The organism is Pseudoclavibacter sp. RFBJ3 (genome assembly GCF_002931375.1).
In the GTDB taxonomy this organism is placed as follows: domain Bacteria; phylum Actinomycetota; class Actinomycetes; order Actinomycetales; family Microbacteriaceae; genus Pseudoclavibacter.
Window position 1 is genome coordinate 23,428 of sequence record NZ_PSXZ01000019.1, and the last position, 23,951, is coordinate 47,378.

The window sequence follows — 23,951 nt, forward strand, 5'->3', positions numbered from 1 at the left end:
GGCGCCGGGCGCTGGCGTCTGCAGCGACGTCAGCGTCAGTGCCGGTGCCGGCGCCGATGACAGAAGTGTGAGCCAGATGCAGGTTCCAGTTCGCTGGAGCCTGCATCTGGCTCACTCTTGCGCCCGGGTGAGCGCCGAGTGAGGCAGCAGGGAGACGGAGTCTGCAGGTCTCTGGTGGGTAACTCGGGCGCGTCGCTCGCCGCGCGCATCCGCAACCGCGCTTATCTTGAGCGGCATGGAGCACCTGCGCTGGATACTGCCACTCATCGCCGCGCCCGTCGTCGCCGTGCTCGGCATCGTCGGCGTCATCGCCCTCTCGCTGCGACGGCTCACGTCCACGCCCGTCGCGAGCGACGACGTCATGGTGCTGTTCGGGCGCGACGCCTACCAGTTCTTCCTCGGCACGCTCGTGCCGCTTGTGCTCCTCGCGTTCATCGTCGGTCTCATCGCCTACGCCGTGTACGCCGTCGGCACCACGTTCGGGTGGATCGCACTGCGCGAGACACCGCTCTTCGCGACCTGGACGCTGCCGCTGCTCTTCTCACCGGCCATCGCCGTCGTCGTGTTCTTCGTCGTCGCCTTCATGCCGTTCGTGGCAGGACCGAGCGAGGCGCTCGTGCCCGTCGTGAGTGCACTCGGCGCCTTCCTCGTCTGCCTCGCGGTCGCGGGCGCGCTGTGGTTCCGCGGTACCCTCGGTGCCCGCGCCAGCAGGCGCGCCGTCGCCGATGCGACCGCGACCGGCGAGGTGGGCGTCACCGCCTGACCCTCGTCCTCGATCCCGCACTCGGCCGGTGCGTTCGCTTCTGCGGCCTGGCGGGGGAGGACTGACCTGGCCGAACGTCGGTGGATCGTCGTACGTTGGCGTCATGACGACGAAACGGGGCTCACAGGTAGGCCGCTTCATCTGGTTCGGGCTGCTCGTCGCCCTGGTCGCGTTCGGGCTCGGTGCTGCACCCCAGTCGCTCGAACGGCTCCACGCAGCGCAATCGGCGGACGAGCTCGCGTTCAGCTTCGCCACGCTCGCCTACTTCCTGCTCCTGCCCGCCGCGCTGCTCGCCCTGGTGATCCTGTCGACGTACGTCGTCCGAGTCGACCTCCTGCGCGCCGTCGAACGACGCTGGGCAGCGCGGAAGCACGGTGAGGGTGGTGAGGCCGAGCGATGGAAGCGGCGAGGGCGCTGGCTCGTGCCGCTGCTCGTCCTCGGGGCCGTGTTCGTGCTCATCGCGGCCATCGTCTCCCCGGTGCTCTCCGGGTTCGAGGGTGCTCAGTCATCGGGCGACGAGGTCGGCCGCTCCTTCACAGGACTCGGCCTCTCGCTGCTCTTCTGGGCATGCATGCTCTTCGCTGTCCTCCTCCTCTTGGGCCTTGGCCGCGCGGCGCTCCGAGGGGCCGCCGTGAATCGACGCGAGAGCAGGCACCGCCGCGGCAAGTACACGAGCCGAGAGCGCGAGCGGCTCGACGCGCAGCGTTACTCCCACGACCGGCTCACGGCTGCGCTTCGCTTCCGGGATGAGCTGCTCGAGCAGCGCATCCCGCAGACCGTCGAAGTGTGGGACTTCCGCGCTTCACCTGACGAGGTGTTCTTCCAGGATGCGCCAGCGACCTACGCCCGCTACTACGGGCGAGACGTCAGCTACTCCACCACCTCCGGCTTCTTCTTCGGCAGCCCGGCCTTCGTCGCGGCCGGGCTTGCCGTGAATGCGCTCGGCAACGCATCCGCCCGGTCGAGCGCTGAGCGAGAAGCCGCGGAGCAGTGGCGAGAGTGGCAGACGGCGAGGGTCCTGGTCTCGAACCAGCGACTGATCTGCTTCGCGGGCGGGCGGTGGCTGTCGTTCTGGTACTCGGGGGTCGTCGCGAGCTACCCGTCGTTGCGCGAGCGGTCGCTGGTGCTGCAGTTCGAGGGGGCGGAGCCCTTGATGCTCGTCGGCGATCACGTGCCGGTCGCGATCATGATGGCGACGTACTCGATGCACGGGGTCCGTGGGCTCGCGGGGCACCCCGACCTCGTGGCCGCCGCGGAGGCTCTCCAGCCCGCGCCTGCGCCCGGGTCCGAGTGACGCGTAACCCCGCGGTCCGCCGTCCGGGCCCGCGTCCGAGTGACGCGTAACTCCTCGGGCCACCGCCCGCCGCCCGCCGCCCGCCGCCCGGCACCCGGCGCTCGCGTCCCCCTGAACGCCGAGAGCTGAGTTGTGGTGGTCAACCTTGAGGGTTGACGACCACAAGTCAGCTCTGCGGTTCGCGGGGGCCTGCGGCATCCGGGTTGGGGTCGCGCGGATGCCGTAGGTGCTGGAGCGCAGCGTGCTGTCCAAAGTCCAAAGTCCAAAGTCCAAGGCCCAAGGCCCAAGGCCCGAGGCCCGAGGTCCGAGGCCCTAGGCGCGAGGTGCGAGGTGTGGAGTGCGAGGCGCGGGGCGCGAGGTGCGAGGTGGCCCGGAAGTCGAGAGCTGAGTTGTGGTCGTCAACCTTGAGGGTTGACGACCATAAGTCAGCTCTGCGTTTCGCGGGGGCCTGCGGCATCCGGGTTGGGGTCGCGCGGATGCCGTAGGTGCTGGAGCGCAGCGTGCTGTCCAAAGTCCAAAGTCCAAAGTCCAAAGTCCAAGGCCCGAGGCCCGAGGCCCGAGGCCCGAGGCCCGAGGCGTGGAGTGCGAGGCGCGGAGTGCGAGGCGCGAGGTGGCCCGGAAGTCGAGGGCTGAGTTGTGGTCGTCAACCTTGAGGGTTGACGACCATAAGTCAGCTCTGCGTTTCGCGGGGGCCTGCGGCATCCGGGTTGGGGTCGCGCGGATTCCGTGGGTGCTGGAGGGCAGCGTGCTGTCCGAGGTCCGGCCCGAGGCGCGAGGCGCGAGGCGTGGAGTGCGAGGCGCGGGGCGCGAGGTGCGAGGTGGCCCGGAAGTCGAGGGCTGAGTTGTGGTCGTCAACCTTGAGGGTTGACGACCACAAGTCAGCTCTGGGGCTCGCCCCGGTCGGAGCCAGGCGGCGATCGGTCTACTCGTCGAAGATGATGACCTGTCGCACGGCCTGCCCGTCGGCGAGCTTGTCGAGGGAATCGTTGATCTCCGACAGCCGGATGCGTCCCGAGATGAGCTCCTCGACGGGCAGCTTCCCGTCGCGCCAGAGTTGCGCGTAGACGGGAATGTCGCGAGCCGGGACTGCCGATCCCAGGTAGGAGCCCACGATGGTCCGGGCCTCCCCGGTGAGCCCGAGCGGAGCGATCGACGAGCGTGCGTCCGGTGAGGGCAGGCCGACCGTGACCGTGGTGCCGCCGACGCCGGTAGCGGCGACTGCGGTCTCGAAGGCGCGCGGATGGCCAGCCGCTTCGATGACGATGGGGGCCTTCACGCCGTTCTCGGCGAGTTCCGCTGGCGTGTAGACCTCGCTCGCGCCAAGCTCCAGGGCTCGGGTGAGCTTCTCGGGGTTCGCGTCCACGCCGATGACCTTGCCCTTCTTCAGCGAGACGGCCGTGAGGAGGGCCGCCATCCCGACGCCGCCCAGGCCGACGATCATCACGGTGTCGCCGTCCTGCGGCTTGCCCGCGTTGATGACGGCGCCGCCACCGGTGAGCACCGCGCAGCCGAGCACGGCGGCGATCTCCGGCGGCACGTCGTGCCCGATGGGCACCACCGACTGGCGGTTGAGCACCGCGTGCGTCGCGAATCCGGAGACGCCGACGTGGTGGAAGATGTCCTTCCCGTCGCGGTGCAGCCGGAAGTGCTCGCCGACCAGGTAGCCGGCGTTGTTGGCGACGCTGCCGGGGGTGCACGGCAGCTTCCCGTCGGTCTTGCAGTTGTCGCACTCACCGCAGCGGGGGAGGAAGACCGTCGTCACCTGCTCGCCGATCTCGAGGTCGGTGACGTTCGAACCCACCTTCTCCACGATCCCCGAAGCCTCATGGCCGAGCAGCATGGGCGTCGGCCGTACCCGGTTCCCGTCGACGACGGACAGGTCGGAGTGGCAGAGCCCTGCCGCCCTGATGCGGATCAGGACCTCGTCGGGTCCCGGATCGTCGAGTTCCAGCTCGACGACCTTCAACGGCTTCGACTCCGAGTACGGCCGCGGCAGGCCGATCTCCTCGAGGACTGCTCCCTGGATGTTCATGCTGACTCCTTCGTCGATACATGCGGTGGATGCTGCGGCCCGGGGTGGGCTCGGTTCAGTACGATTTCGGCAGCCCGAGCACCTTCGTGGCGACGAAGCTGCGGACCAGGTTGTTGTTGATGGGTGCGACGGAGAACATCCGAGTCTCCCGGAACTTGCGTTCGACGTCGTATTCGTCGACGAATCCGTAGCCGCCGTGCGTGTCGAGGCACATGTTGGCGGCCGCCCAGGACGCTTCGGAGCTGAGCAGCTTCGCCATGTTCGCCTCCGCGCCGGCGGGCTCACCCGCATCGAAGCGTGCGGTCGCCTCGTCCCGCATGAGCTCGGCCGCGCGAACCTTCATGTAGGCGTCGGCGATGGGGAACTGGACGCCCTGGTTGGTGCCGATGGCGCGTCCGAACACGTGGCGGGACTTGGCGTAGGAGACGGCGCGCTCGATGAACCAGTAGCCGTCGCCGATGGCTTCGGAGGCGAGCAGGATGCGTTCGGCGTTCCAGCCGTCGAGCACGTGCCGGAAGCCGTTGCCGACTCGTCCGATGACCGCGTCGGCGGGCACGCGGACGCTTCGGTAGGTGACCTGGTTGGTGGCGTAGTTGAACATGGTGCGCACCGGGGTGACGAGCAGGGCGTCCGGCTGCTGTGCACGGATCTCGCGAAGGTCGAGCAGGAACAGCGTGAGGCCGTCCGTGGTTCCCTTCGGGGTCTCGGAGGTGCGCGTGAGCACGAGTGCGAGGTCGGACTCCTCGAACCGGCTCGTCCAGGTCTTGTGGCCGTCGATCACATAGCTGTCGCCGTCGGGCGTCGCGGTGGTCGTGATGGCGAGGGTGTCCGAGCCGGCGTCCTCGGTGATCGAGAACGCCTGGAGGCGGATGCTGCCGTCCGCGATGCCGGGGAGGTAGCGGTCCTTCTGCGCGTCGGTGCCGTGCCGCAGCAGTGCGGCCATCGTGTACATCTGCGCGTGGCAGGCGGCGGAGTGTCCTCCGGAGCGGTTGATCGCCTCCATGACTCCCGTGGCGGCGTCGATGCCGTAGCCGCCACCGCCGTACTCGCGGGGGATCATGACCGAGAGGAGGCCGGCAGCTCCCATGGCGTCCACGAATTCCTGCGGATAGCGGCGCTCGCGGTCGGTCTCACGCCAGTAGGTGTCGTCGAATTCGTCGCAGACCGCTTCAGTGCGCGCACGTAAGGCTGTTCTGTCGTCGCTGGCAGTCCGGCTTGTCACAGCGGCTCTCCTTCGATCAGGGGCGGCACTCGCGACAGGGCGACGGGCCGTCAAATATTTTTAGGATGTTCGCCAACATAGCAAGGCTGAGAGCGGGCTACAAGGTATTGACCCCTTGAATATATTCGCTTACGGTAATCGTGAAGCGCTCCTCACGCTCGCCACCTAGAGCCCGAGCGCCTTCCCCCGCTGGGCCAATCAAAGGAGATGGCAAGTGACGAACGACATCAAGCTCCACATCCTGGAGTCAGGAACCATGGAAGCCGACCTCACCTGGCTGCTGCTCAAGCCAGGCAGGGTCATCAAGACCCGCGACCACCGCCACGACGAACGCGCATGGGGTCAGGTGCCGACGCACGCCGTGCTCATCGACCACCCGGACGGGCGCATCCTGTGGGACACCGGCGTCCCACGCAACTGGGCTGAGCACTGGGCCCCGACCGGCTTCGACGAGTTCTTCCCCGTCATCGACGACCCGCAGGCAGACGCCGGCTACCTCGACTCCAGCCTCAAGCAGCTCGAGCTCACCCCGGACGACATCGACATCCTCGTGCTCTCGCACCTGCACTTCGACCACGCCGCCAACGCCAGGATGTTCGACAACGGCAAGACCCGCATCGTCACGAGCCAGGCAGAGCTCGACGGAGTCGCCACCATCACCGGGTACAACCAGGGCGCGCACATCCCCGACGACTTCAAGGGCCTCAACATCGGCGGCATCGCCGGTGACGACGAGATCCTGCCGGGCGTCAGCGTCATCCAGACGCCGGGCCACACGTGGGGAACCATGTCGCTCAAGGTCGACCTGCCCAACGACGGCACGAAGATCTTCACCTCCGACGCCGTCTACCTCGCCGACTCCTGGGGGCCGCCCGCAGTTGGCGCAGCCATCGTGTGGAACAACCTCGCGTGGCTCGAGTCGGTCGAGAAGCTCCGCCGCATCGCCCAGGAGACCGACGCCCAGGTGATTTTCGGCCACGACGAAGAGCAGAAGAAGGAGCTCACCTTCGCGCCGAACGGGTTCTACTCATGATCCTCTACGACTTCCGCTGCCAGGAAGGCCATCGCTTCGAGGCTGGCATCGAGTCGATGCTTGCCGACAACCCCGCCTGCCCCGGATGCGGGACCTCGACCAGCCGTGTCCCCTCCGCGGTGCGGATCGGGGGCGCCGCCGACGCAGGACCCAGCCGCGCCGAGATGCCGCACAGCTGGCAGGGCATCGATCGCGGCCGCCCCGAAGCGGTCGCCCACTGGCGCTCCAAGATCGAGAAGCGCGAGAAGCTCGAGGCCAAGTACCCGGAGCTCGCCGGTGATCGGCGCCCGATCCTCGCCCACGAGGGGATCTTCCAGGGGCGCCCGCTGCGTGCGGGCGACGACATCGGCGCATCGGTCGCCTCCGCGACGGCCTCCGCGGCTCGCGCAACGGAATCGCAAGCCTCGACGGCGAACACAACCACCAGGAGAGGGGCCGGAGCATGACTGCGACAGCTTCCACGCACGCCCAGACCGACGCGCAGCAGGCGCACGGCACGACGACGATCCTCGACGACATCGACCGCACCGCATCCCGGTCCTACGAGGTGCCCTCCCCCGTGCCGGGCGGGGTCGTGCTGTCCATGATCCGCGCGAACGTGTGCGGCTCCGATGTGCACATCCTGCACGGCAGCCACCCGCTGGTTCGACCCGGCTGCGTCATGGGACACGAGGGCGTCGGCCGAGTCGCCGCCCTCGGAGACGGCGTCACGACCGACTTCGCGGGGGAGCCGCTCGCCGTGGGAGACCGAGTCGTGGCCACGTACTTCCAGGCATGCCGCCGCTGTCCCGAGTGCAACAACGGGCACGGCAACATCTGCCGCAACGCCTACACGGGATGGTCGAAGCAGGCCGACGAGGCCCCGCACTTCTTCGGCACGTTCGGCACGCACTATGCGGTGGGCCCGAACCAGGCCGTCTACAAGGTGCCGGACGGCGTCACCTCGAAGGCTGCCTCCTCCGCCAACTGCGCCCTGTCGCAGGTCTACTACGGCTGCCTCCTCGGGGAGGTCTCCTACGGGGACAAGGTCGTCATCTTCGGCGCCGGCGGGCTCGGTGTCTGCGCGTCCGCCGTCGCCTCGGTGCTGGGGGCGGAGGTCTACGTGGCGGAGATGACGCCGAGTCGCCTCGAGAAGGTCAAGGACTTCGGCGCCCACCACACGATCGATCTCTCGCAGGCCGCTGACGGCGCGGCACGCGTGCAGCTCGTCCGCGACGCGACGGGCGGGGGCGGTGACGTCGTGATCGACCTCACGGGCGTGCCGTCCGCGTTCTCGGAGTCGGTGCGGTCGGCGAGATCCGGCGGCATCGTCGTCGAGATCGGCAACATCTCTCCGAACAAGTTCACGGACTTCGACCCTGGCCTCTTCACCCGGACCGGGGTGCAGATCCGCGCCGCCATCCGCTACCCGCTCGAGGTGCTCGGCAAGGCCGTGGGCTTCATCGAGGCGACGCCGCAGTTCCCGTGGGAGTCGCTCGTGGACGCCGACTACACCCTCGATCAGGTGCCAGAGGCCCTCGCCGCCGCAGAGGCGCGGCAGGTGACCCGCGCCGGCATCGTCATCGACGACTGATCACCGGCGACACCACGTCGACATCCGCCGACGACCAGCAGAGATTTTTGGCCAGCAGAGCTTCCAGGCCAGCAGAGATTCCAGGAGAGACATGTCCCAATCAGTGCACACCGCGTCGGGAGCTGCCACGACGACGGCCTACATCGGCGGCGAGCGCGTGGCTTCCGAGCGCAGCTACGAGAACATCGACCCGGCGACGGGGGAGGTGCTCGGCCTCACCGCGCGATGCGATGCCTCCCACGTGGATGCCGCGGTCGCAGCCGCACGGGCCGCGCAACCCGGATGGGCCGCCACCAAGCCGGAGGTGCGTGCCGATCTGCTGCAGGCGCTTGCGGCGGCCATCATCGCGAACCGCGAGGAGCTCACACTGCTCGAATCGCAGGACACGGGCAAGCCGCTCACCCAGGCGCGAACGGATGCGACGGTCGCTGCTCGGTACTTCACCTTCTACGGCAGGGCCATCGACTCCTACTACGGCCTGTCCTTGCCCGTCGATCCGGCGTTCCACGTGTACACGCGGCGGGAGGCGCTCGGCGTCTGCGGCAGCGTCATCGCCTGGAACTACCCCATGCAGCTCTTCGGCCGGGCCGTCGCGCCCGCCCTGGCCACGGGCAACACCGTGGTGCTGAAGCCGGCCGACGAGACGCCCCGCACCGCGGTGCGCATCGCGGAGCTCGCGGTCGAGGTCGGCATCCCCGCCGGGGTGCTGAACATCGTCACCGGCATCGGCGTCGAGGTCGGTGCCGCGCTCGCCGAGCATCCGGGCATCGACCACATCGGCTTCGTCGGCTCGACTGCGGTCGGTACGTCGATCGCGACCGCGGCCGCGCAGAACGTGATCCCGGCGGTGCTCGAGCTCGGGGGAAAGAGCCCCCACGTCGTGTTCCCCGACGCCGACCTCGATGAGGCGACGATGTTCATCACGAAGGGCATCCTGCAGAACGCGGGTCAGACCTGCTCGGCGGGCTCACGACTCATCGTCCACGAGGATGTCGCCGACGAGCTTCTCGCGAAGCTGAAGACCTCCTTCGAGCGGGTGACCATCGGCCCGGGCTCCGACGACCGCGACCTCGGCCCGCTCGTGTCCGTCAAGCAGCAGGACCGGGTACGCGGCCTCGTCGACGGCGCCGACGGCCGCGTCATCACCGGCGGGCACGTGCCAGACGGGCACGGGGCCGGCGCCTTCTTCGCCCCGACGCTCATCGCCGACGTCGACCCGAGCTCCGAGATCGCGCAGAAGGAGGTCTTCGGCCCCGTGCTGGTCGCCACGACCTTCGCCGACGAGGACGAGGCGGTCCGCATCGCCAACGGAACCGACTACGCGCTCATGGCGGCGATCTGGACCCGCGACATCTCCAGGGCACACCGCCTCGCCGCGCGCGTCGAGGCCGGGCAGGTATACGTCAACGCCTACGGGGCGGGCGGCGGCGTCGAGTACCCGTTCGGCGGCTTCAAGAAGTCCGGCTACGGCAGAGAGAAGGGCGTCGAGTCGCTCGACGCGTACACCGAGACCAAGACCGTCATCGTCAAACTGTAGGGAGCATCATGACGCAGATCGTCGAAGGGTGGACGGGGCGGGTCTTCGAGGACTTCACCCCGGGAGACCTCTACTACCACCCGTTCTCCAAGACCGTCACCGAGGACGACAACATGACGTCGACCCTCATGACGCAGAACGTCGCGAAGGTGCACGTCGACGCGCGCCTCACGGCGAGCACCGAGTTCCGGCGCATCCTCGTGAACTCCTGCTTCACGCTCTCCCTCGTCACCGGGCAGTCGACGATCGATCTGTCCATGAACGTCTTCGCGAACCTCGGCTGGGACGAGGTCCGGCTCCCGCATCCGGTCTTCGTGGGAGACACGATCTCGTCGCGTTCCAAGGTGCTCTCGCTCCGGGAGTCGCGCTCGCGCCCCTCGGTCGGCATCGTCGAGGTCGCGACCGAGGGGTACAACCAGGAGGGCGTCGTCGTCATCAGCTTCCGACGCACGTTCATGGTCTCGAGACGCGGGTTCCTGCCCGTCTCCCCGACGCCACGCCCCGACGAGTCGTCGCTGCCAGACGCGGTCGAGCGATGAGCGCCCTCGCGGCAGCGCAGACGCTGCTCTTCGTCCCGGGAGATCGGCCCGACCGCTTCTCGAAGGCGCTGGATTCCGGGGCCAACCTGGTGATCCTCGACCTCGAGGATGCGGTCGCGGCCGACAACCGGGAACGGGCGCGGACCGCCATCCGCGATCTGCTTGCCACGGCCGCACCCGGTCGTGTGCTCGTGCGGGTCAACCCGGCGGACACGGGCGACAGCGCGCCCGACCTCGCGCTGCTGGAGGACGTGTCCGCCAGGTCGCCCGGCGCCCTCGCTGGCGTCGCCGTGCCGAAGGCCGAGTCGCGGGCCTACCTCCGGCAGGTGAGCGACGCCTCGGGTGGCGCGCCGCTCCTCGCGCTCGTCGAGACCGTGCGCGGCCTTCGCGTGGCGGAGACGCTCGTCACCCGGGGCCCGGGTGAGCCCGAGCTCGACGTGCGCCTCGCCTTCGGGGCGCTCGACTTCGCGGTCGATGCGGGCGGCGACGCGGACTCGCTGCTCGATGCGGCACGCGTCGAGCTGGTCCTCGTCTCGCGCCTCACCGGGGCACCAGCCCCAGTCGAATCCCCGAGCGCCAGCATCCGCGACCTCGCGGCCGTCGAGTCCGCCGCCACGCACGCCGTCGCTCTCGGCTTCGGCGGCATGCTCGCCATCCACCCCGCCCAGCTGCCCGCCATCGCCTCGGCGTTCCGGCCGACCGACGCCCAGATCGACTGGGCCCGCCGCGTGGTGGGCGCGGGCTCCGGCGCCGCGCAGGTCGACGGGGCCATGGTCGACGCGCCCGTGCTGCGGCGAGCGCGGCGCCTGCTCGCCGCGCTCGGGGAAGCATCATGAACGGCAGGCCGCTCGACGGCATCACCGTGCTCAGCGTCGAGCAGGCGGTCGCCGCCCCCTTCGCGACGCGACAGCTCGCCGACCTCGGCGCCCGCGTCATCAAGATCGAGCGTGCAGGTGGCGACTTCGCGCGCCGCTACGACTCCACCGTGCACGGCACATCGAGCTTCTTCGCCTGGCTCAACCGCGGCAAGGAATCGGTTGTGCTCGACCTCAAGGACGAGGCGGACGCCGAGCTGTTCCGCAGCATCGCCGCGACCGCCGACGTCGTCGTGCAGAACCTCGCACCAGGCGCGCTCGACCGCCTCGGCCTCGGCTACGACGCACTCGCGGCAGGCAACCCCCGACTCATCTACGCCGAGATCTCCGGATACGGCACGGGTGGCAGCTACACGCGCAAGAAGGCCTACGACCTCCTCGTGCAGTGCGAAGCCGGCCTCCTCTCGGTGACCGGCACCCCGGAGCAGCCGTCGAAGGTCGGGGCCTCCGTCGCCGACATCGCGGCGGGCATGTACGTGTACTCGGGCGTGCTCGCAGCGCTCATCCAGCGCGGACGGACCGGCGTCGGCGACCGCATCGAGGTCTCCATGCTCGAGGCGCTCGGCGAATGGATGCAGCAGCCCTACCTGTTCGCCGAGTACGGCGGCCGCCCGCCCCAGCGGCACGGTGCATCCCACGCCACCATCGCCCCGTACGGCCCGTTCGAAGCCTCCGACGGGACCGTGTTCATCGGCATCCAGAACGAGACGGAGTTCGCGGGCTTCTGCCGCGACGTCCTGGGGGCGGCGGAGCTCGCCGACGACCCGAGGTTCAGCCTCAACGAGCATCGGGTCGCGAACCGGGACGTGCTCAGCGAGCTCATCGGAGCGGCGATCGCCGAGACCCCGAGCGATGAGGTGATCAGACGCCTCGACTCCCTGGCGATCGCCAACGCGCGCATGCGGACGATGGCGGAGTTCTCCGCGCATCCGCAGCTCGCGGAGCGAGACAGGTGGGTCGAGGTCGAGACCCCAGGGGGGTCAGCCCGCTCGCTCCTTCCCCCCGTGACAGCAGGCTCCTACCGGCCGGCGATGAAGCCAGTGCCCGACACGGGCGAGCACACCGAACGCATCCGGCACGAATTCGCCGCCACCGAAGAACGGAACTGACATGTCACTCGCCCGCAGCTACGCGCAGCATGCCCTCGGCCCCGTTGACCTCGGCGGGGAGCGCTCCGCGTGGATGCGCGCGCTGCTCTTCGACGCCCTCGCCGTGACGCTCGGAGGCAGCGGACGCGAGTCGGCCCGAGCTGCACGCGACGCCTACGCAGGGCTCGCCACGGACGTCGCGCCGTCGTCCGTGTTCGGGGCTGCGATCAGGCTGTCCGCTGAGGATGCGGCGCTCGTCAACGGCATCACCGCCCACGGGTTGGAGCTCGACGACACCTTCGAGGAAGCGTCACTGCATCCCGCCGTTGTGCTGTTCCCGGCCCTCTTCGCCGCGGCGGAAGAGCACGGGGCGAGCTACGGTGCCCTCCTCGATGCCGCGGTCGTCGGGTACGACGTGATGTGCGACATCGGGGTCGTCCTCGGAGCCGCCGAGAGCTACGGCCGCGGCTTCCACCCGACCGGAGTCGCAGGCGCCATCGGAGCCGCCGCAGCCGTCTCCCGCCTCCTGGGCTTCGACGAGTCGCAGACGGTCGACGCCATCGGCCTCGCCTCGAACCTCGCGGCGGGCTCGCTCGAGTTCCTCTCCGACGGCGCCTGGACGAAGCGCCTCAACGCGGGTCACGCCGCGGCCGTCGGAATCCGCGCGACCCGGCTCGCCGCCGTCGGCTTCGTCGCGCCGGCCGCGGCCCTCGAAGGGCGCGACGGGTTCCTCGCGAACTACGGCGACGGCTTCCACCCCGATCGTGTGCGCACCATCACGCCAGGCGAATACGCCTGGCGGACGAGCATCAAGCTCTACCCCTGCTGCCGCTACATGCACGGCAATATCGACCTGCTCCTCGACGTCGCCTCGCAGCGGCCAGGCCTGTCCGCGGACGACGTCGACGACGTCGAGGTGGCCGTCATCGAAGCGGGCGCGCGCCTCGTCAGCGTGCCAGCAGACGCGAAGCTGCGCGTCGAGTCGGCCGTGGATGCGCAGTTCAACATGCCGTTCGGCGCAGCGCTCGCGCTCACCACGGGCACCGCGACCGTCGACCAGTTCGACCGGGCGGCGGATCTCGCGGGCGAGCTGCTCCCGCTCATGAGGAAGGTGAGATGTGTGACCTCGCCTGCGGTCGAAGCGGCGTTCCCGGCAGACTGGACCGCCGAAGTGCGGGTCACCTTCACGGACGGCACCGTGCACGAGGCTTCGACGAGCGCCTACCGCGGCTCGCCCGGCGCACGCGCATCCCGACAGGACCTGCACGCCAAGGCGAGGGGGCTCGTCGGCGTGACGTGCGCGAACGCGCTCTGGGCGCTCGTGGAACGCGACCGCACCGCATCCGTCGCGGAGCTCATGGAAGCCATGCCGCGGCCCGAATTGCCCGCTCAGTAAGATGTCCCCGTGCCGCTCCCACCCGACGAACGCCTCGAAGACGCAGCCCGTCGCTACGGCAGCATGCGCTCGTTCGCGGCCGAGTACCTCCGAGAGCGCATCATCTCCGGGGTGCTCCTGCCCGGGGAATCCCTGCAGATCGACGAGATCGCGCAGCGGCTGAAGGTGTCGGCGACTCCGGTTCGCGAGGCGCTGCAGTCGCTCCGCGTGGAGGGCTTCGTCGACGGCGTGCGCGGCCAGGGGTTCCGCGTGCACCCGATCACGGCTGCGGACATCGAAGACGTCTTCCTCGTGCACGCCAACGTGGCCGGAGAGCTCGCCGCGCGTGCCGCGCGCAGCATCTCCGATGAGCAGCTGCGCGTGCTCGAGGCCCTGCACTACGAGCTGCTCGCCGCGGCCGTGCGCGGGGACGTCGAAGCGCTCGAGGCCCGCAACAACGAGTTCCACCACCTGCTCAACCACATCGTGGATGCTCCGAGGCTCCGCTGGCTCGTCGCCCTCTTCTCGAAGTACGTGCCCCGCAACTTCTACGCGCAGATCGAGGGGTGGCCCGAGGCGACCCGTGCGGACCACACGCAGATCATCGACGCCATCAAGGCCAGGGACGCGGAGGCGGCGAGGCATGCCGCGAGCGAGCACATCATCCACTCCGGGGAGCTGCTGGCCGCGCACTTCAGGTCGGCGACGGCCTCGGCTTCTCTCCCCGAAACCTGATCCCCCCCCCGCCCCCAGACGCCGAAAGCGGACTTGTGGTCGTCAACCGTGAGGGTTGACGACCACAAGTCCGCTCTGCATCTCGCCCCGCTCGGGGGCGTGGATGCTCGTGCCTAGTTGAGTGCCGGGGTGTCGGTCGGGATGACCCCGTTGCCGTACAGGTCGATGGCGAGGTCGCGCAGCGCGCGCAGGGCGACCCGCTGCGTGAGCGGTCCGTAGGAGACGCGGGCGACGCCCAGCTCCTGGAACTCGGCGGCGGTGAGCGCGCCGGGGAGTCCGATGACGGACAGCTTGCCGGCGCCGAGGCCCTCCACGAGCGGCTCCACCGTCTCGCGCGTGACCGCGCCGGGGACGAAGACGAGGGACGCACCCGCGTCGAGGAACGCGCGACCGCGCGCGATGGCGTCGTCGATGCTCTCCGAGATGGGGCGCTCGCCGCCGCGCGCGATGGCGTCGGTGCGGGCGTTGAGCTGGAAGTTGACGCCCTCGGTTTCAGCGGCGCGGATGATCGCGGCGACGCGGGCGACGGACTCGTCGAACGGCCGCAGGCGGTCCTCGACGTTCGCGCCGACGATGCCGAGGCCGATCGCGCGACGGATGGTCTCCGCCGGGTCGTCGTAGCCGTCGTCGAGGTCTGCCGTGACGGGCAGGTCCACCGCATCCACGATGACCTTCGCCCCAGCGAGGGCGACGTCGAGCGACATGCCGCCGTCCGGGTAGCCGTAGGAGGCCGCGATCGAGTGGCCCGCGGTCGCGATGGCCTGGGTCTCTGGGAGGGCCGCGACCGTCTGGGCGCTGATCGCGTCCCACACGTTCACGACTCGGAGGATCTCCGGGGCCTGGTGAAGTTCGGCCAAACGGTTGGCGCGGTCGGCGGTGCTGACATGTGTCATCGTGCTGTCCTCTGCTCCTGCTGTCATGAAGTGGGGTCCTGCGGTGTCGGGGCTCGGTGCCCGGAACCGGCGGTGGGGACTTCCGCCGTCAACGTGTATACGCCACGCGGCTGGGGCGAGCCGGGATGCGGCGGCGCCCGCTGCGATCCGTCGCGCTCAGCGCTCGATCTGGGCGAAGTCGCTGAGCTCGCGGCGCGAGCGGGGCGAGCTGTCGCGGGCACGGATCTCCTCGCTCACGGCGTCGGAGTCGTCGTGCTGGCCGACGGCGATGACCGTGATCGGGGTGCGGCCCGCAGGCAGCTCGAGGGCCTCGGCGAGGGCATCCACGTGGATGCCACCCAGCTGGTGCGTGTGGAGGCCGCGCGACTGCGCCTCGATCGAGAGGTGTGCGGCGACCTGGCCGGCGTCGTATTCGGCCCAGCGCAGGGGCTTGCCGTCGCGTTCGTGCTCGACGGTGACCGCGATGAGCACGGAGGCCCGGTCGGCCCAGGCGAGGTTGAACTCCATGAGCGTGCCGTAGATCTTGTCGAACGTCGCCGTGCCGCGGACTCCGGCGACGAGCGTCGTGGGCTGCGTGTTGCTCGCCGACGGAGCCCAGCGTCCCGCCTCGAAGATGGCCGTGAGGTCCTCGTCCGCGATGGCGTGGTTCGCGTCGAAGCCGCGGGGGCTCCAGCGGTCGGAGAGGGCATCGAGGATGGGGACGGAGGTCTCGTTGCGGACGGTCAGCTGCTCGGTCATGGGTCTCCGTTCGATGCGCGATGCGCGGGGTCTCTGGGGCGTGGTCGTTGCCACCCGAAGGTCAACAACCGCTTGTACCTGCAAGCTATTCCTGCGACCTGGGACCGCCGGGTTACATGACGCCGCGTTGCACCGACGGGGCTCGTCGGTGCAACGCGGGGAGCCTCACGCAGAGCGGCTGATCGTCGCCCGCACCGCCTCGACGACTCGCTCGGTGGTCATGCCTCGGGCTGCAAGCGCCTGGTCAGCGGGCGCCGAGAGGCCGAACTCGTCGATGCCGACGATCTCGCCGTGCACGCCGGCGAGGTCGTGCCAGCCGAACGAGGTCGCAGCCTCGACGACCACGCGGGCCGTGAGCTCGCTCGGGATGACGGCCTCGCAGTAGTCGGCGTCCTGGGCCGCGAACCACTCGCGGCTCGGCATGGAGACGACCCTGACGAGCACGCCATCGGCGGCGAGACGCTCCGCGGCCTCGAGCGCGAGTGCCACCTCGCTGCCCGTCGCGATGACGATTGCTGCGGGCGACTCGACATCCGAGACGACGTACCCGCCGCGGGGGACACCCGCGCGGACCGCGTCGGCCGGCAGGTCGAGGACCGGCACCCCCTGGCGACCGAGCACGAGCCCGCTCGGCCGTTCGCTGTGAACAATTGCGCTCCAGGCGGCCACGGTCTCGTTCGCGTCCGCGGGACGCACGACCGTGAAGCCGGGGATGGCGCGCAGGCTCGCGAGGTGCTCGATGGGCTGATGCGTCGGCCCGTCCTGGCCGAGTGCGACCGAGTCGTGGGACCACACGTAGGTCACCGGCACCCCCATGAGCGAGGCCAGGCGGATGGAGGGGCGCTGGTAGTCGCTGAAGACGAGGAACGTGCCGGCGAAGACGCGCCAGCCTCCGGAGAGGGCGATGCCGTTCATGGCGGCGGCCATCGCGTGCTCCCTGACTCCCCAGTGGATGTTGCGGCCGGCGTAGGAGCCGAGCTCGGTGGACGCCGGAAGGAACGAGCCACCGTCGTGGATGGCCGTGCGGTTCGGCTCCGCGAGGTCCGCCGAGCCGCCCCAGAGCGAAGGAGTCGCAGCGGCGAGGGCCTGGATGGCGGCTCCGGACGCGTCTCGAGTGGACACGCTCGTGCCGGCCTCGAACGAGGGCAGCAGGCTGTCCAGCTCGGTGGGCAGGTCGCGGGAGGCGAAGGCTGCGTGCGCGGCGGCAAGCTCCGGCCTGCCTGCCCGCCACGCTGCGGCGTCGTCATCCCAGCGCGCGTGCAGCTCGGCGCCGCGGTCGACGGCCTTCCTCGCGGTGCGCAGGACATCGTCGGCGATCTCGAACGGCCCCGTCGTGACACCGAGCACCTCCCGGAGAGCGGATGCCTCGACGGCACCCAGCGGTGCGCCGTGCGAGGCCGCGGTGCCGACGGCACCGGGGGAGGGGAACGCGATCTGCGACTTCACGATCACGAGGCGCGGCTTCCCGGTGGGGCCGGGGGTGCTGAGGCGCGCATCCACTGCGGCGGTGTCGACCTCGCCGTCGGCCCGGAGCTCGACCTCCTCGACGTGCCACCCCTGGGCGCGGAAGCGATCGGCGGTTCGTTCGCTGCTCGTCAGGCGGGTGTCGCCCTCGATCTGGATGTCGTTGTCGTCGTAGACCACGGTGAGGTTGTCGAGGCCGAGGCGGCCGGCGAGTGCGCCGGCCTCGTACGAGATGCCCTCCTGCAGGTCGCCATCGGAGGCCAGTACCCAGACGCGGCGGTCGAAGATCGACTCGCCAGCGTCCGCATCGGCGTCGAAGAGCGCGCGCTCGTGCGCGAACCCCATGGCCATGCCGACGGCCGTGCCGAGGCCCTGGCCGAGCGGTCCCGTGGTCGTCTCGACGCCTGCCGTGTGCCCGTATTCGGGGTGTCCCGGGGTGCGGGAGTCGAGGGTGCGGAACGCGCGGATGTCGTCGAGCGTGACGTCGTAGCCGGTCAGGTGCAGCTGCGTGTAGAGGAGGATGCTGGCGTGTCCGCAGGAGAGGACGAAGCGGTCGCGCCCGGCCCACTCGGGGTCGCGGGGATCGTGGCGGATGTGCTTCTGGAAGAGCAGCGTCGCAAGCGGTGCGAGCGCGATCGCTGCGCCCGGGTGGCCGGATTTCGCCTGCTCGACGGCGTCGAGCGAGAGCAGTCGCGCGGCGATGACGACATCGGCGTCGAGGTCGTTGTCGAGGGTCGCGTCGGGGGAGGGCTCCGTGATGAGTGTCATGGAGTGATTATGTCGTCATAATGACTTGGGAAGCAAGCCATGAGATACCCGGAAAATCAGGGGTCGCTGTTCGGCGTTGCGCTCGGTCGAGCTTCGTGTCATCATGACGACATAACGAATGCAGTTGGCACGGATGAGCGCGAGGAGGCGATCATGGAGGCAAACGCCGGCACCAGCAAGTACCTGGCGGTGCGCAAGAGCCTGCTCGAGCGGGTATCGACGATGGAGATCGGCGAACGGCTCCCGGCCGAGCCGACACTGTGCGCCGAGTTCGAGGTGAGCCGCATCACGCTCCGGCACGCCGTCGACGGGCTCGTCCAGGACGGCAGGCTCACGCGAGAGCACGGACGAGGGACCTTCGTCTCCGAACCGCAGGCCGGCGTCCACTATCCCGAGCGATTCGCCGACGAGGTCACCGGCTTCCACCGTCAGCAGACCTCCGCAGGTCACACCGTCAAGACGCGTGTGCTCCGGCAAGGCCTCGCGCCGGCCTCCGAGAGCATCGCGAAGCTCCTCGGCATCGACTTCGCCGCAACCGTCGTCGAACTCGTCCGCCTGCGCTACGTGAACGACCAGCTGCACCAGTACGTCGTCACATACCTGCCCTACGAGCGCTTCCCCGACGCGCAGACCGCCGACTTCTCCGAGGCGTCCCTCTACGCGTACCTGAACGAGCGCTACGGCGTGACCCTGCACCGCAACGACCTCGTCGTCACCGTCGAGGAGGCGACTCCCGAGATCGCCCTCAACCTCGACATCCCCGTCGGGATGCGGCTCCTCGGGATCTCCTCGACCGTGTTCGACGCCGACGGCAGGGCCGTTGCAGAAGGCACAGCCTGGCATACGCCGGAGAACAGCGAGATCTCACTGAGCCTGCGCTCGAGCGGCGCACCTTCACAGGAGGACTGACCGAACATGATCGACCATCTGAGCCCCGAGAACATCCGCTTCGCCGACCACGTCGAAGGGTGGCGCGACGCGATCGAACTCGTCAGCGAACCCCTCCTCGAGTCGGGCGCGATCACACGGCAGTACGTGGATGCGATGCTCGCGTCCATCGCGGCAGGCGGCACCTACATCGACCTCGGCTACGGCATCGCCCTGGCGCACTCGCGCCCCGAGCACGGCGTACTCGACACGGGCCTCTCGGCCCTCTGGGTTCGCCCCGCCGTGCTGCTCAACGACGAACCCGCGCATCCCATAACGCTCTTCTTCTGCCTCGCGGCGACCGACTCATCGAGTCACCTCGCCACCATGGCCAAGCTCGGAGAGCTCCTCACCGACGACGCAGCCCGCAACTCCCTGCTCGCTGCGACAACGACCGCCGAAGTCATGGCGGTCCTGAACGCAGGAGAACATCAATGACGAAATTCCTCGCAGTCTGCAGCTCGGGCCTCGGCAGCAGCTTCATGGTCCACCTCAACATCGAGAAGGTCCTCAAGGAGCTCGGCGTCACCGACGTGACCGTCGACCACGCCGACCTCGGCTCCGTGAGCCGCGGTGACGCCGACACCATCTTCGTCGGACGCGACATCGCGGAAGCAGCCCAGGACCTCGGCGACGTCGTCGCCCTCGACAGCATCATCGACCTGAACGAGCTGCGCGCCAAGGTCGGCGAAGCACTCAGCCGCAACGGCATCGCGACCGCGTAGCCGGTCCCCTCCTTCTCCCCACTTTCCGGAGCGCGGTCCCGCGTCTTCGGCTCCATCGAAAGGACAGCATCCGATGGATGCAGTACTCGATGTCTTCTTGGACATCTTCACCCAGCCGGCCGTCATCGTCGCGCTCATCGCCCTGATCGGGCTCGCGGTCCAGGGCAAGGGCTTCAGCGACGTGCTGAAGGGCACGGTCCGCACGCTCGTCGGCTTCCTCGTGCTCGCGGCCGGCGCCGGCGTCGTCGTCGGGTCCCTCGACCCGTTCGGCGTGATGTTCCAGGCCGCTTTCGACGTGCAGGGCGTCGTGCCCAACAACGAGGCCATCGTCGCGCAGGTGCTGCTCGACTACGGTGCCGCGGCCGCGCTCATCTTCTTCTTCGGCATGGTCGTCAACATCTTCCTCGCCGCGACGACACGCTTCAAGTACGTCTACCTCTCGGGTCACGTGGCGTTCTACATCGCGGCGATGTTCGCCGTCATCTTCGGCGCGGCCGGATTCGAGCCGTGGGCCGTCATCCTCTGGGGCTCGATCGCCCAGGGCATCTACATGGTCGTGTCGCCGGCGCTCGTGCAGCCGTTCATGCGCAAGGTCACCGGCACCGACGACGTCGCCCTCGGCCACACGGGAGGCACCGGCATCGCGCTGAGCGGCCTCGTGGCCCTCGCGACCCGCGGCAAGGGAACCTCCAAGTCCACGGAGGACCTGAACTTCCCGAAGGGCCTCGGCTTCCTCCGCGACACCACGGTCATCGTCGCCATCTCGATGGCGATCATCTACGTCATCGTCGGCCTCTTCGCGGGCGCCGACTACATCGAGACCGAGCTGTCCGACGGCCAGAACTTCATCGTCTTCCTGCTCCTGCAGGCCGCGACGTTCTCGGCGGGCGTGTTCATCATCCTCGCCGGTGTCCGCGTCGTGCTGGCCGAGATCGTCCCCGCCTTCAAGGGCATCTCCGAGAAGCTCGTCAAGAACGCGAAGCCGGCGCTCGACGTGCCGATCGTCTTCACCTTCGCACCGAACGCCGTGCTCATCGGCTTCCTCTCGAGCTTCGTCGGCGGCATCGTCGCGATGCTCGCCATGGTCGGCATGGGAACGACGATCATCGTCCCGGGCGTCGTCGCGCACTTCATGACCGGCGCGGCATCCGGTGTCATCGGCAACGCTGCTGGCGGACGCCGTGGCGCAGTGCTCGGCGCTTTCGCGAACGGTATCGCGATCTCATTCCTGCCGCTGCTCCTGCTGCCGGTGCTCGGCGAGGTCGGCCTCGCGAACTCGACGTTCTCGGACGCCGACTACGGGGTCTTCGGTCTGCTGCTCGGCGGCCTCTCCATCGCCGGCGGCCAGATCGCCATCGTCGTGGGTCTCTTCGTCGCACTCGCCATCCTCTACACGCTCACCCTCGTGCTCGGTCGCCGCGACCGCGCGAAGCTGCGCGCCGAGGTCGCAGACATCGACGAGTCGGCGCAGCTCGGTTCGAGCACAGCCTCGGCCGGAGCGTCCACCTCGACGGGTTCAGGCTCCCGCCGCTAAGGCAGCGGAACACACGCCGAGCAGGGCGGGAACACACGTTCCCGCCCTGTTCGCGTCGCCGCCTGCACCGCACCATGCTTCCTCCAGCTCTCGAAAGGGCACAGATGACCTCCACCGTCCACCCCGTCGCCGGGTTCCTGTTCGACTGCGACGGCGTCCTCGTCGACTCGCTCGAAGCCGCCGCGGTCGCCTGGGACGCGTGGGCTGAGACCCACGCGCCCGGCTACGACTTCCGCACGCAGGTCGAGCACGGCGTGCGCGCCGCGGACACCGTTGCGCAGCTGGTGTCGCCGGACTCCTTCGCCGGGGCCCTCGCCGCCCTCGAAGCCGCGGAGATCGCGGGAGCGGATGCGACGCTCGCCATCCCCGGCTCCATCGACCTCACGACGAGCATCCCCGACGCCAGCTTCGCCGTCGTCACCTCCGGTACCCGAGCCCTCGCGGAGGCGAGACTGCTCGCAGCCGGCCACCGCGTCCCGGCCGCGCTCGTGACCGCCGAGAGCGTCACGAAGGGCAAGCCGGACGCCGAACCCTACCGGCGAGGAGCCGAGCTGCTCGGGCTCGACCCGGCCGACTGCGTCGCGCTCGAGGATGCCCCAGCGGGCGTGGAAGCGGCTCGAGCCGCGGGAGTCGGGTTCATCATCGGCGTCGGCGACCACCTCGAAGATGCTGTCGTCGACGCTCACGTTCTCGACCTCCGCGCGCTGAGCTACGAGGATGGCCGCCTGACGATCGTGGACGCGCTCTAGAAGTTCCCACGCCGCCCGTCTTGCTCTCGCTGGGCGCATGAAGCATCGTTAGGCCATGTCGTCTCACGAGCACGCACTCACCCACGGTCACCTCGGCGTCGACGTGCCCGACAGTCGTGGCCGCACCGGCCTCGACCGGGCCGGTCGCGAGCTGACCCGCAACCCGAACGTCGAGATCGAGAACGTCGAGGTCACCTCCGACGGGTGGCACGTGCTGCGGCGCACCACGTTCCGCTACCGCGGACGCGACGGCGAGTGGGCGACGCAGCAGCGCGAGACCTACGACCGCGGCAACGGCGCCACGATCCTCCTGTACGACCTCGAGAGCCGGAAAGTGCTGCTCGGCCGGCAGTTCCGCTACCCCGTCTACGTCAACGGGCACCCCGACGGCATGCTGCTCGAGACCGCGGCCGGCCTCCTCGACGGAGACTCGCCGGAAGACGCCATCCGCCGTGAAGCCGAGGAGGAGCTCGGCGTCGTCGTCGGCGAGGTGACGCCCGTCTTCGAGCTGTTCATGAGCCCGGGTTCCGTGACCGAGAGCATCCACTTCTTCGCGGCCCCCTGGTCGGCGGGTGCCCCGGTCACCGGCGGCGGCGGCGTCGAGGAGGAGGGCGAGGAGATCGAATCCGTCGCGCTCGACTTCGATGAGGCGCTTCGCATGGTCGCCAGCGGTGAGATCCAGGACGCCAAGACCGTGCTCCTCCTGCACTGGGCCGCCTTGAACCTGCCTTGGCCCGCCGCGAACGCCGACGCCCAAGGGGCAGTTCATGTCTGATTCGCTGTTCGAGGGCGTCAGCGCCTTCCCCCTCACACCCGTCACATCGACGGGCATCGATGCAGGCAGCTATGCGGCGCTCGTCGAACGGCTCCAGTCGGCCGGCGTCGACTCCATCAGCGCCCTCGGCTCGACCGGCAGCTACGCCTACCTCGACCTCGCCGAACGGGCAGCCGTCGCGAAGCTCACCGTCCAGCACGCTGGCGCCGTGCCCGTCATCGTCGGCATCGGCGCCCTCCGCACCCGCGACGTGCTCGAGAACCTGCGCTCCGCGGAGGACGCAGGGGCCTCGGCGGTCCTGCTCGCCCCCGTCTCCTACCAACCCCTCACCGAAGACGAGGTGTACGGGCTGTACGAGGACGTTGCGGCCACCTCGGGCATCCCGATCATCGTCTACGACAACCCGACCACCACCGGGATCGTCGTGAGCGACGCCCTGCACGCGCGCATCGCTGGCCTCGACCTCGTGCGATCCATCAAGATCCCGCCGGCCTCCCTCGACGTCGCCCAGGTGAGCGCACGCGTCACCGCCCTCCGCGACGAGGTCGGCTCGCCCATCTCCGTCGGCATCAGCGGAGACCCGTACGCGGCCGCCGGGCTGCTCGGCGGCTGCGACGTCTGGTACTCGGTGCTCGCGGGAGTCCTGCCCGAGCCCTGCCTCGCCATCACGCGAGCCGCCCTCGGCGGGGAAGCGGAACTCGCGATGAGCCTCTCCGCGCGGCTCGACCCGCTGTGGGAGCTGTTCCGCGCGCACGGCAGCTACCGGGTCGCATCCGCCATCGCCGCCCAGCTCGGTCTCGTGCCGACCGTGAACCTCCCGCGGCCAGTCCACGAGCTCGACGCCGCGGGGCAACGAGCCGTCGCCGGCGCACTCCGCGCTCTCTGAGGTGCTGGAGCGTGGGCCGTGAGTGACATCGTCAGCCTCGAGCTGCTTTTCGACACCGCCACCGAGACGCAGATCCGGGAGGAATGGCGGGTGCTGCAGGAGCTGGGCGTGTCCAGCATGGGCGCGCACACCGGGGCGAGTAACCGTCCGCACCTGTCGTTGCTCGTGCGCAGTCCGTCGCCAGATGAGGCGTGGGGCGAAGGGGAGGGTACCGAGGCGGCTTCCGGTCAGGGTGGTCCTGGCGGGCCGCCCCTGCTCGACGTCGATGCCGTCCGGGATGTAGCAGCCAGGCTGCCGATCGCCCTCACGCTCGGCGGGCCGCAGCTGTTCACGTCCGGAACGCGCGCCGTCCTGGCCCGAAGCGTCGTGCCATCCGCCGGCCTGCTCGAGTTCCACGCCGAGCTGCACGCGCGTGCGGGCGACGCG

23 protein-coding genes and 1 pseudogene are annotated in these 23,951 nt (G+C 69.5%); 19 read left to right on the forward strand and 5 right to left on the reverse strand.

Going from position 1 to position 23,951, the window contains the following annotated elements; translation table 11 throughout:
• Positions 1–235 precede the first annotated feature (235 nt).
• Together C5E07_RS17065 and C5E07_RS17070 are read left to right on the forward strand one after the other, a co-directional pair.
• Entirely contained in the window at positions 236–763 is a 528-nt protein-coding gene (locus C5E07_RS17065; protein ID WP_104300989.1) for a hypothetical protein, read from the forward strand.
• Between the two features lie 103 nt (positions 764–866).
• Positions 867–2,057 carry a hypothetical protein gene (locus C5E07_RS17070; RefSeq protein ID WP_104300991.1) on the forward strand — a complete coding sequence of 397 codons (1,191 nt, stop codon included), beginning with the start codon at positions 867–869 and terminating at the stop codon, positions 2,055–2,057.
• A gap of 922 nt (positions 2,058–2,979) precedes the next feature.
• Here C5E07_RS17070 and C5E07_RS17075 read toward each other — a convergent pair.
• Both C5E07_RS17075 and C5E07_RS17080 read right to left on the reverse strand, forming a co-directional pair.
• Positions 2,980–4,089 (reverse strand): alcohol dehydrogenase catalytic domain-containing protein, encoded by a 1,110-nt coding sequence (locus tag C5E07_RS17075; RefSeq protein ID WP_104300993.1) that lies wholly within the window; start codon positions 4,087–4,089, stop codon positions 2,980–2,982.
• 55 nt (positions 4,090–4,144) lie between these two features.
• Positions 4,145–5,311 (reverse strand): acyl-CoA dehydrogenase family protein, encoded by a 1,167-nt coding sequence (locus C5E07_RS17080; RefSeq protein ID WP_104239746.1) that lies wholly within the window; start codon positions 5,309–5,311, stop codon positions 4,145–4,147.
• A 214-nt stretch (positions 5,312–5,525) separates the two neighbouring features.
• Between C5E07_RS17080 and C5E07_RS17085 the strand changes: the two genes are divergently transcribed.
• The 9 genes from C5E07_RS17085 to C5E07_RS17125 all read left to right on the forward strand — a co-directional run bounded on the left by C5E07_RS17085 (position 5,526) and on the right by C5E07_RS17125 (position 14,066).
• Entirely contained in the window at positions 5,526–6,344 is an 819-nt protein-coding gene (locus C5E07_RS17085) for an N-acyl homoserine lactonase family protein (RefSeq protein WP_104300995.1), read from the forward strand.
• Complete coding sequence (locus C5E07_RS17090; protein ID WP_181058139.1) at positions 6,341–6,790, forward strand: zinc ribbon domain-containing protein; 450 nt, start codon at positions 6,341–6,343, stop codon at positions 6,788–6,790. Before C5E07_RS17085 ends, C5E07_RS17090 begins: the two co-directional genes overlap by 4 nt.
• Positions 6,787–7,917, forward strand: a complete 1,131-nt coding sequence (locus C5E07_RS17095) for a zinc-binding dehydrogenase (protein ID WP_104300997.1) — start codon at positions 6,787–6,789, stop codon at positions 7,915–7,917. The genes C5E07_RS17090 and C5E07_RS17095 overlap by 4 nt, the downstream gene beginning before the upstream one ends.
• A 91-nt stretch (positions 7,918–8,008) precedes the next feature.
• Positions 8,009–9,454 carry an aldehyde dehydrogenase family protein gene (locus tag C5E07_RS17100; protein WP_104300999.1) on the forward strand — a complete coding sequence of 482 codons (1,446 nt, stop codon included), beginning with the start codon at positions 8,009–8,011 and terminating at the stop codon, positions 9,452–9,454.
• An 8-nt stretch (positions 9,455–9,462) separates the two neighbouring features.
• Positions 9,463–9,993 carry a MaoC family dehydratase gene (locus tag C5E07_RS17105; RefSeq protein ID WP_104301001.1) on the forward strand — a complete coding sequence of 177 codons (531 nt, stop codon included), beginning with the start codon at positions 9,463–9,465 and terminating at the stop codon, positions 9,991–9,993.
• Positions 9,990–10,829, forward strand: coding sequence for a CoA ester lyase (locus tag C5E07_RS17110; protein WP_104301003.1), 840 nt, complete (start codon positions 9,990–9,992; stop codon positions 10,827–10,829). Before C5E07_RS17105 ends, C5E07_RS17110 begins: the two co-directional genes overlap by 4 nt.
• Positions 10,826–11,977, forward strand: coding sequence for a CaiB/BaiF CoA-transferase family protein (locus C5E07_RS17115; protein ID WP_104301005.1), 1,152 nt, complete (start codon positions 10,826–10,828; stop codon positions 11,975–11,977). Before C5E07_RS17110 ends, C5E07_RS17115 begins: the two co-directional genes overlap by 4 nt.
• A 1-nt stretch (position 11,978) precedes the next feature.
• Entirely contained in the window at positions 11,979–13,352 is a 1,374-nt protein-coding gene (locus C5E07_RS17120; RefSeq protein ID WP_104301007.1) for an MmgE/PrpD family protein, read from the forward strand.
• Positions 13,353–13,361: 9 nt separating this feature from the next.
• The gene (locus tag C5E07_RS17125; protein ID WP_104239755.1) at positions 13,362–14,066 is read left to right on the forward strand and encodes a GntR family transcriptional regulator; all 705 of its coding nucleotides are present in this window, start codon (positions 13,362–13,364) and stop codon (positions 14,064–14,066) included.
• A gap of 113 nt (positions 14,067–14,179) precedes the next feature.
• Here C5E07_RS17125 and C5E07_RS17130 read toward each other — a convergent pair whose 3' ends face one another.
• The 3 genes from C5E07_RS17130 to tkt all read right to left on the reverse strand — a co-directional run bounded on the left by C5E07_RS17130 (position 14,180) and on the right by tkt (position 17,929).
• On the reverse strand, positions 14,180–14,959 hold the full coding sequence (locus C5E07_RS17130; protein ID WP_104301027.1) for an isocitrate lyase/phosphoenolpyruvate mutase family protein: 780 nt from the start codon (positions 14,957–14,959) through the stop codon (positions 14,180–14,182).
• 156 nt (positions 14,960–15,115) lie between these two features.
• The gene (locus tag C5E07_RS17135) at positions 15,116–15,697 is read right to left on the reverse strand and encodes a nitroreductase family protein (RefSeq protein ID WP_104301009.1); all 582 of its coding nucleotides are present in this window, start codon (positions 15,695–15,697) and stop codon (positions 15,116–15,118) included.
• Positions 15,698–15,862: 165 nt separating this feature from the next.
• Positions 15,863–17,929: a transketolase gene (tkt, locus tag C5E07_RS17140; RefSeq protein ID WP_104301011.1), complete on the reverse strand. Its 2,067-nt coding sequence runs from the start codon at positions 17,927–17,929 to the stop codon at positions 15,863–15,865.
• Between the two features lie 153 nt (positions 17,930–18,082).
• Between tkt and C5E07_RS17145 the strand changes: the two genes are divergently transcribed.
• From C5E07_RS17145 to C5E07_RS19575, 8 genes and pseudogenes are all read left to right on the forward strand, one after another.
• Positions 18,083–18,838, forward strand: coding sequence for a GntR family transcriptional regulator (locus C5E07_RS17145; protein WP_160070625.1), 756 nt, complete (start codon positions 18,083–18,085; stop codon positions 18,836–18,838).
• Positions 18,839–18,844: 6 nt separating this feature from the next.
• A complete protein-coding gene (locus C5E07_RS17150) occupies positions 18,845–19,294 on the forward strand; it encodes a PTS sugar transporter subunit IIA (RefSeq protein ID WP_104301015.1) in 450 nt (149 codons plus the stop codon).
• Complete coding sequence (locus C5E07_RS17155) at positions 19,291–19,581, forward strand: PTS sugar transporter subunit IIB (protein ID WP_104244953.1); 291 nt, start codon at positions 19,291–19,293, stop codon at positions 19,579–19,581. Before C5E07_RS17150 ends, C5E07_RS17155 begins: the two co-directional genes overlap by 4 nt.
• A 73-nt stretch (positions 19,582–19,654) precedes the next feature.
• Positions 19,655–21,115 (forward strand): PTS ascorbate transporter subunit IIC, encoded by a 1,461-nt coding sequence (locus C5E07_RS17160; protein WP_104301017.1) that lies wholly within the window; start codon positions 19,655–19,657, stop codon positions 21,113–21,115.
• Positions 21,116–21,219: 104 nt separating this feature from the next.
• Positions 21,220–21,864: an HAD-IA family hydrolase gene (locus tag C5E07_RS17165; RefSeq protein ID WP_104301019.1), complete on the forward strand. Its 645-nt coding sequence runs from the start codon at positions 21,220–21,222 to the stop codon at positions 21,862–21,864.
• Between the two features lie 55 nt (positions 21,865–21,919).
• Positions 21,920–22,639, forward strand: a complete 720-nt coding sequence (locus tag C5E07_RS17170) for an NUDIX domain-containing protein (RefSeq protein WP_104301021.1) — start codon at positions 21,920–21,922, stop codon at positions 22,637–22,639.
• A complete protein-coding gene (locus C5E07_RS17175) occupies positions 22,632–23,525 on the forward strand; it encodes a dihydrodipicolinate synthase family protein (RefSeq protein WP_258063565.1) in 894 nt (297 codons plus the stop codon). Before C5E07_RS17170 ends, C5E07_RS17175 begins: the two co-directional genes overlap by 8 nt.
• Positions 23,526–23,543: 18 nt before the next feature.
• A pseudogene (locus C5E07_RS19575) lies at positions 23,544–23,951 on the forward strand (hypothetical protein); the annotation flags it as partial.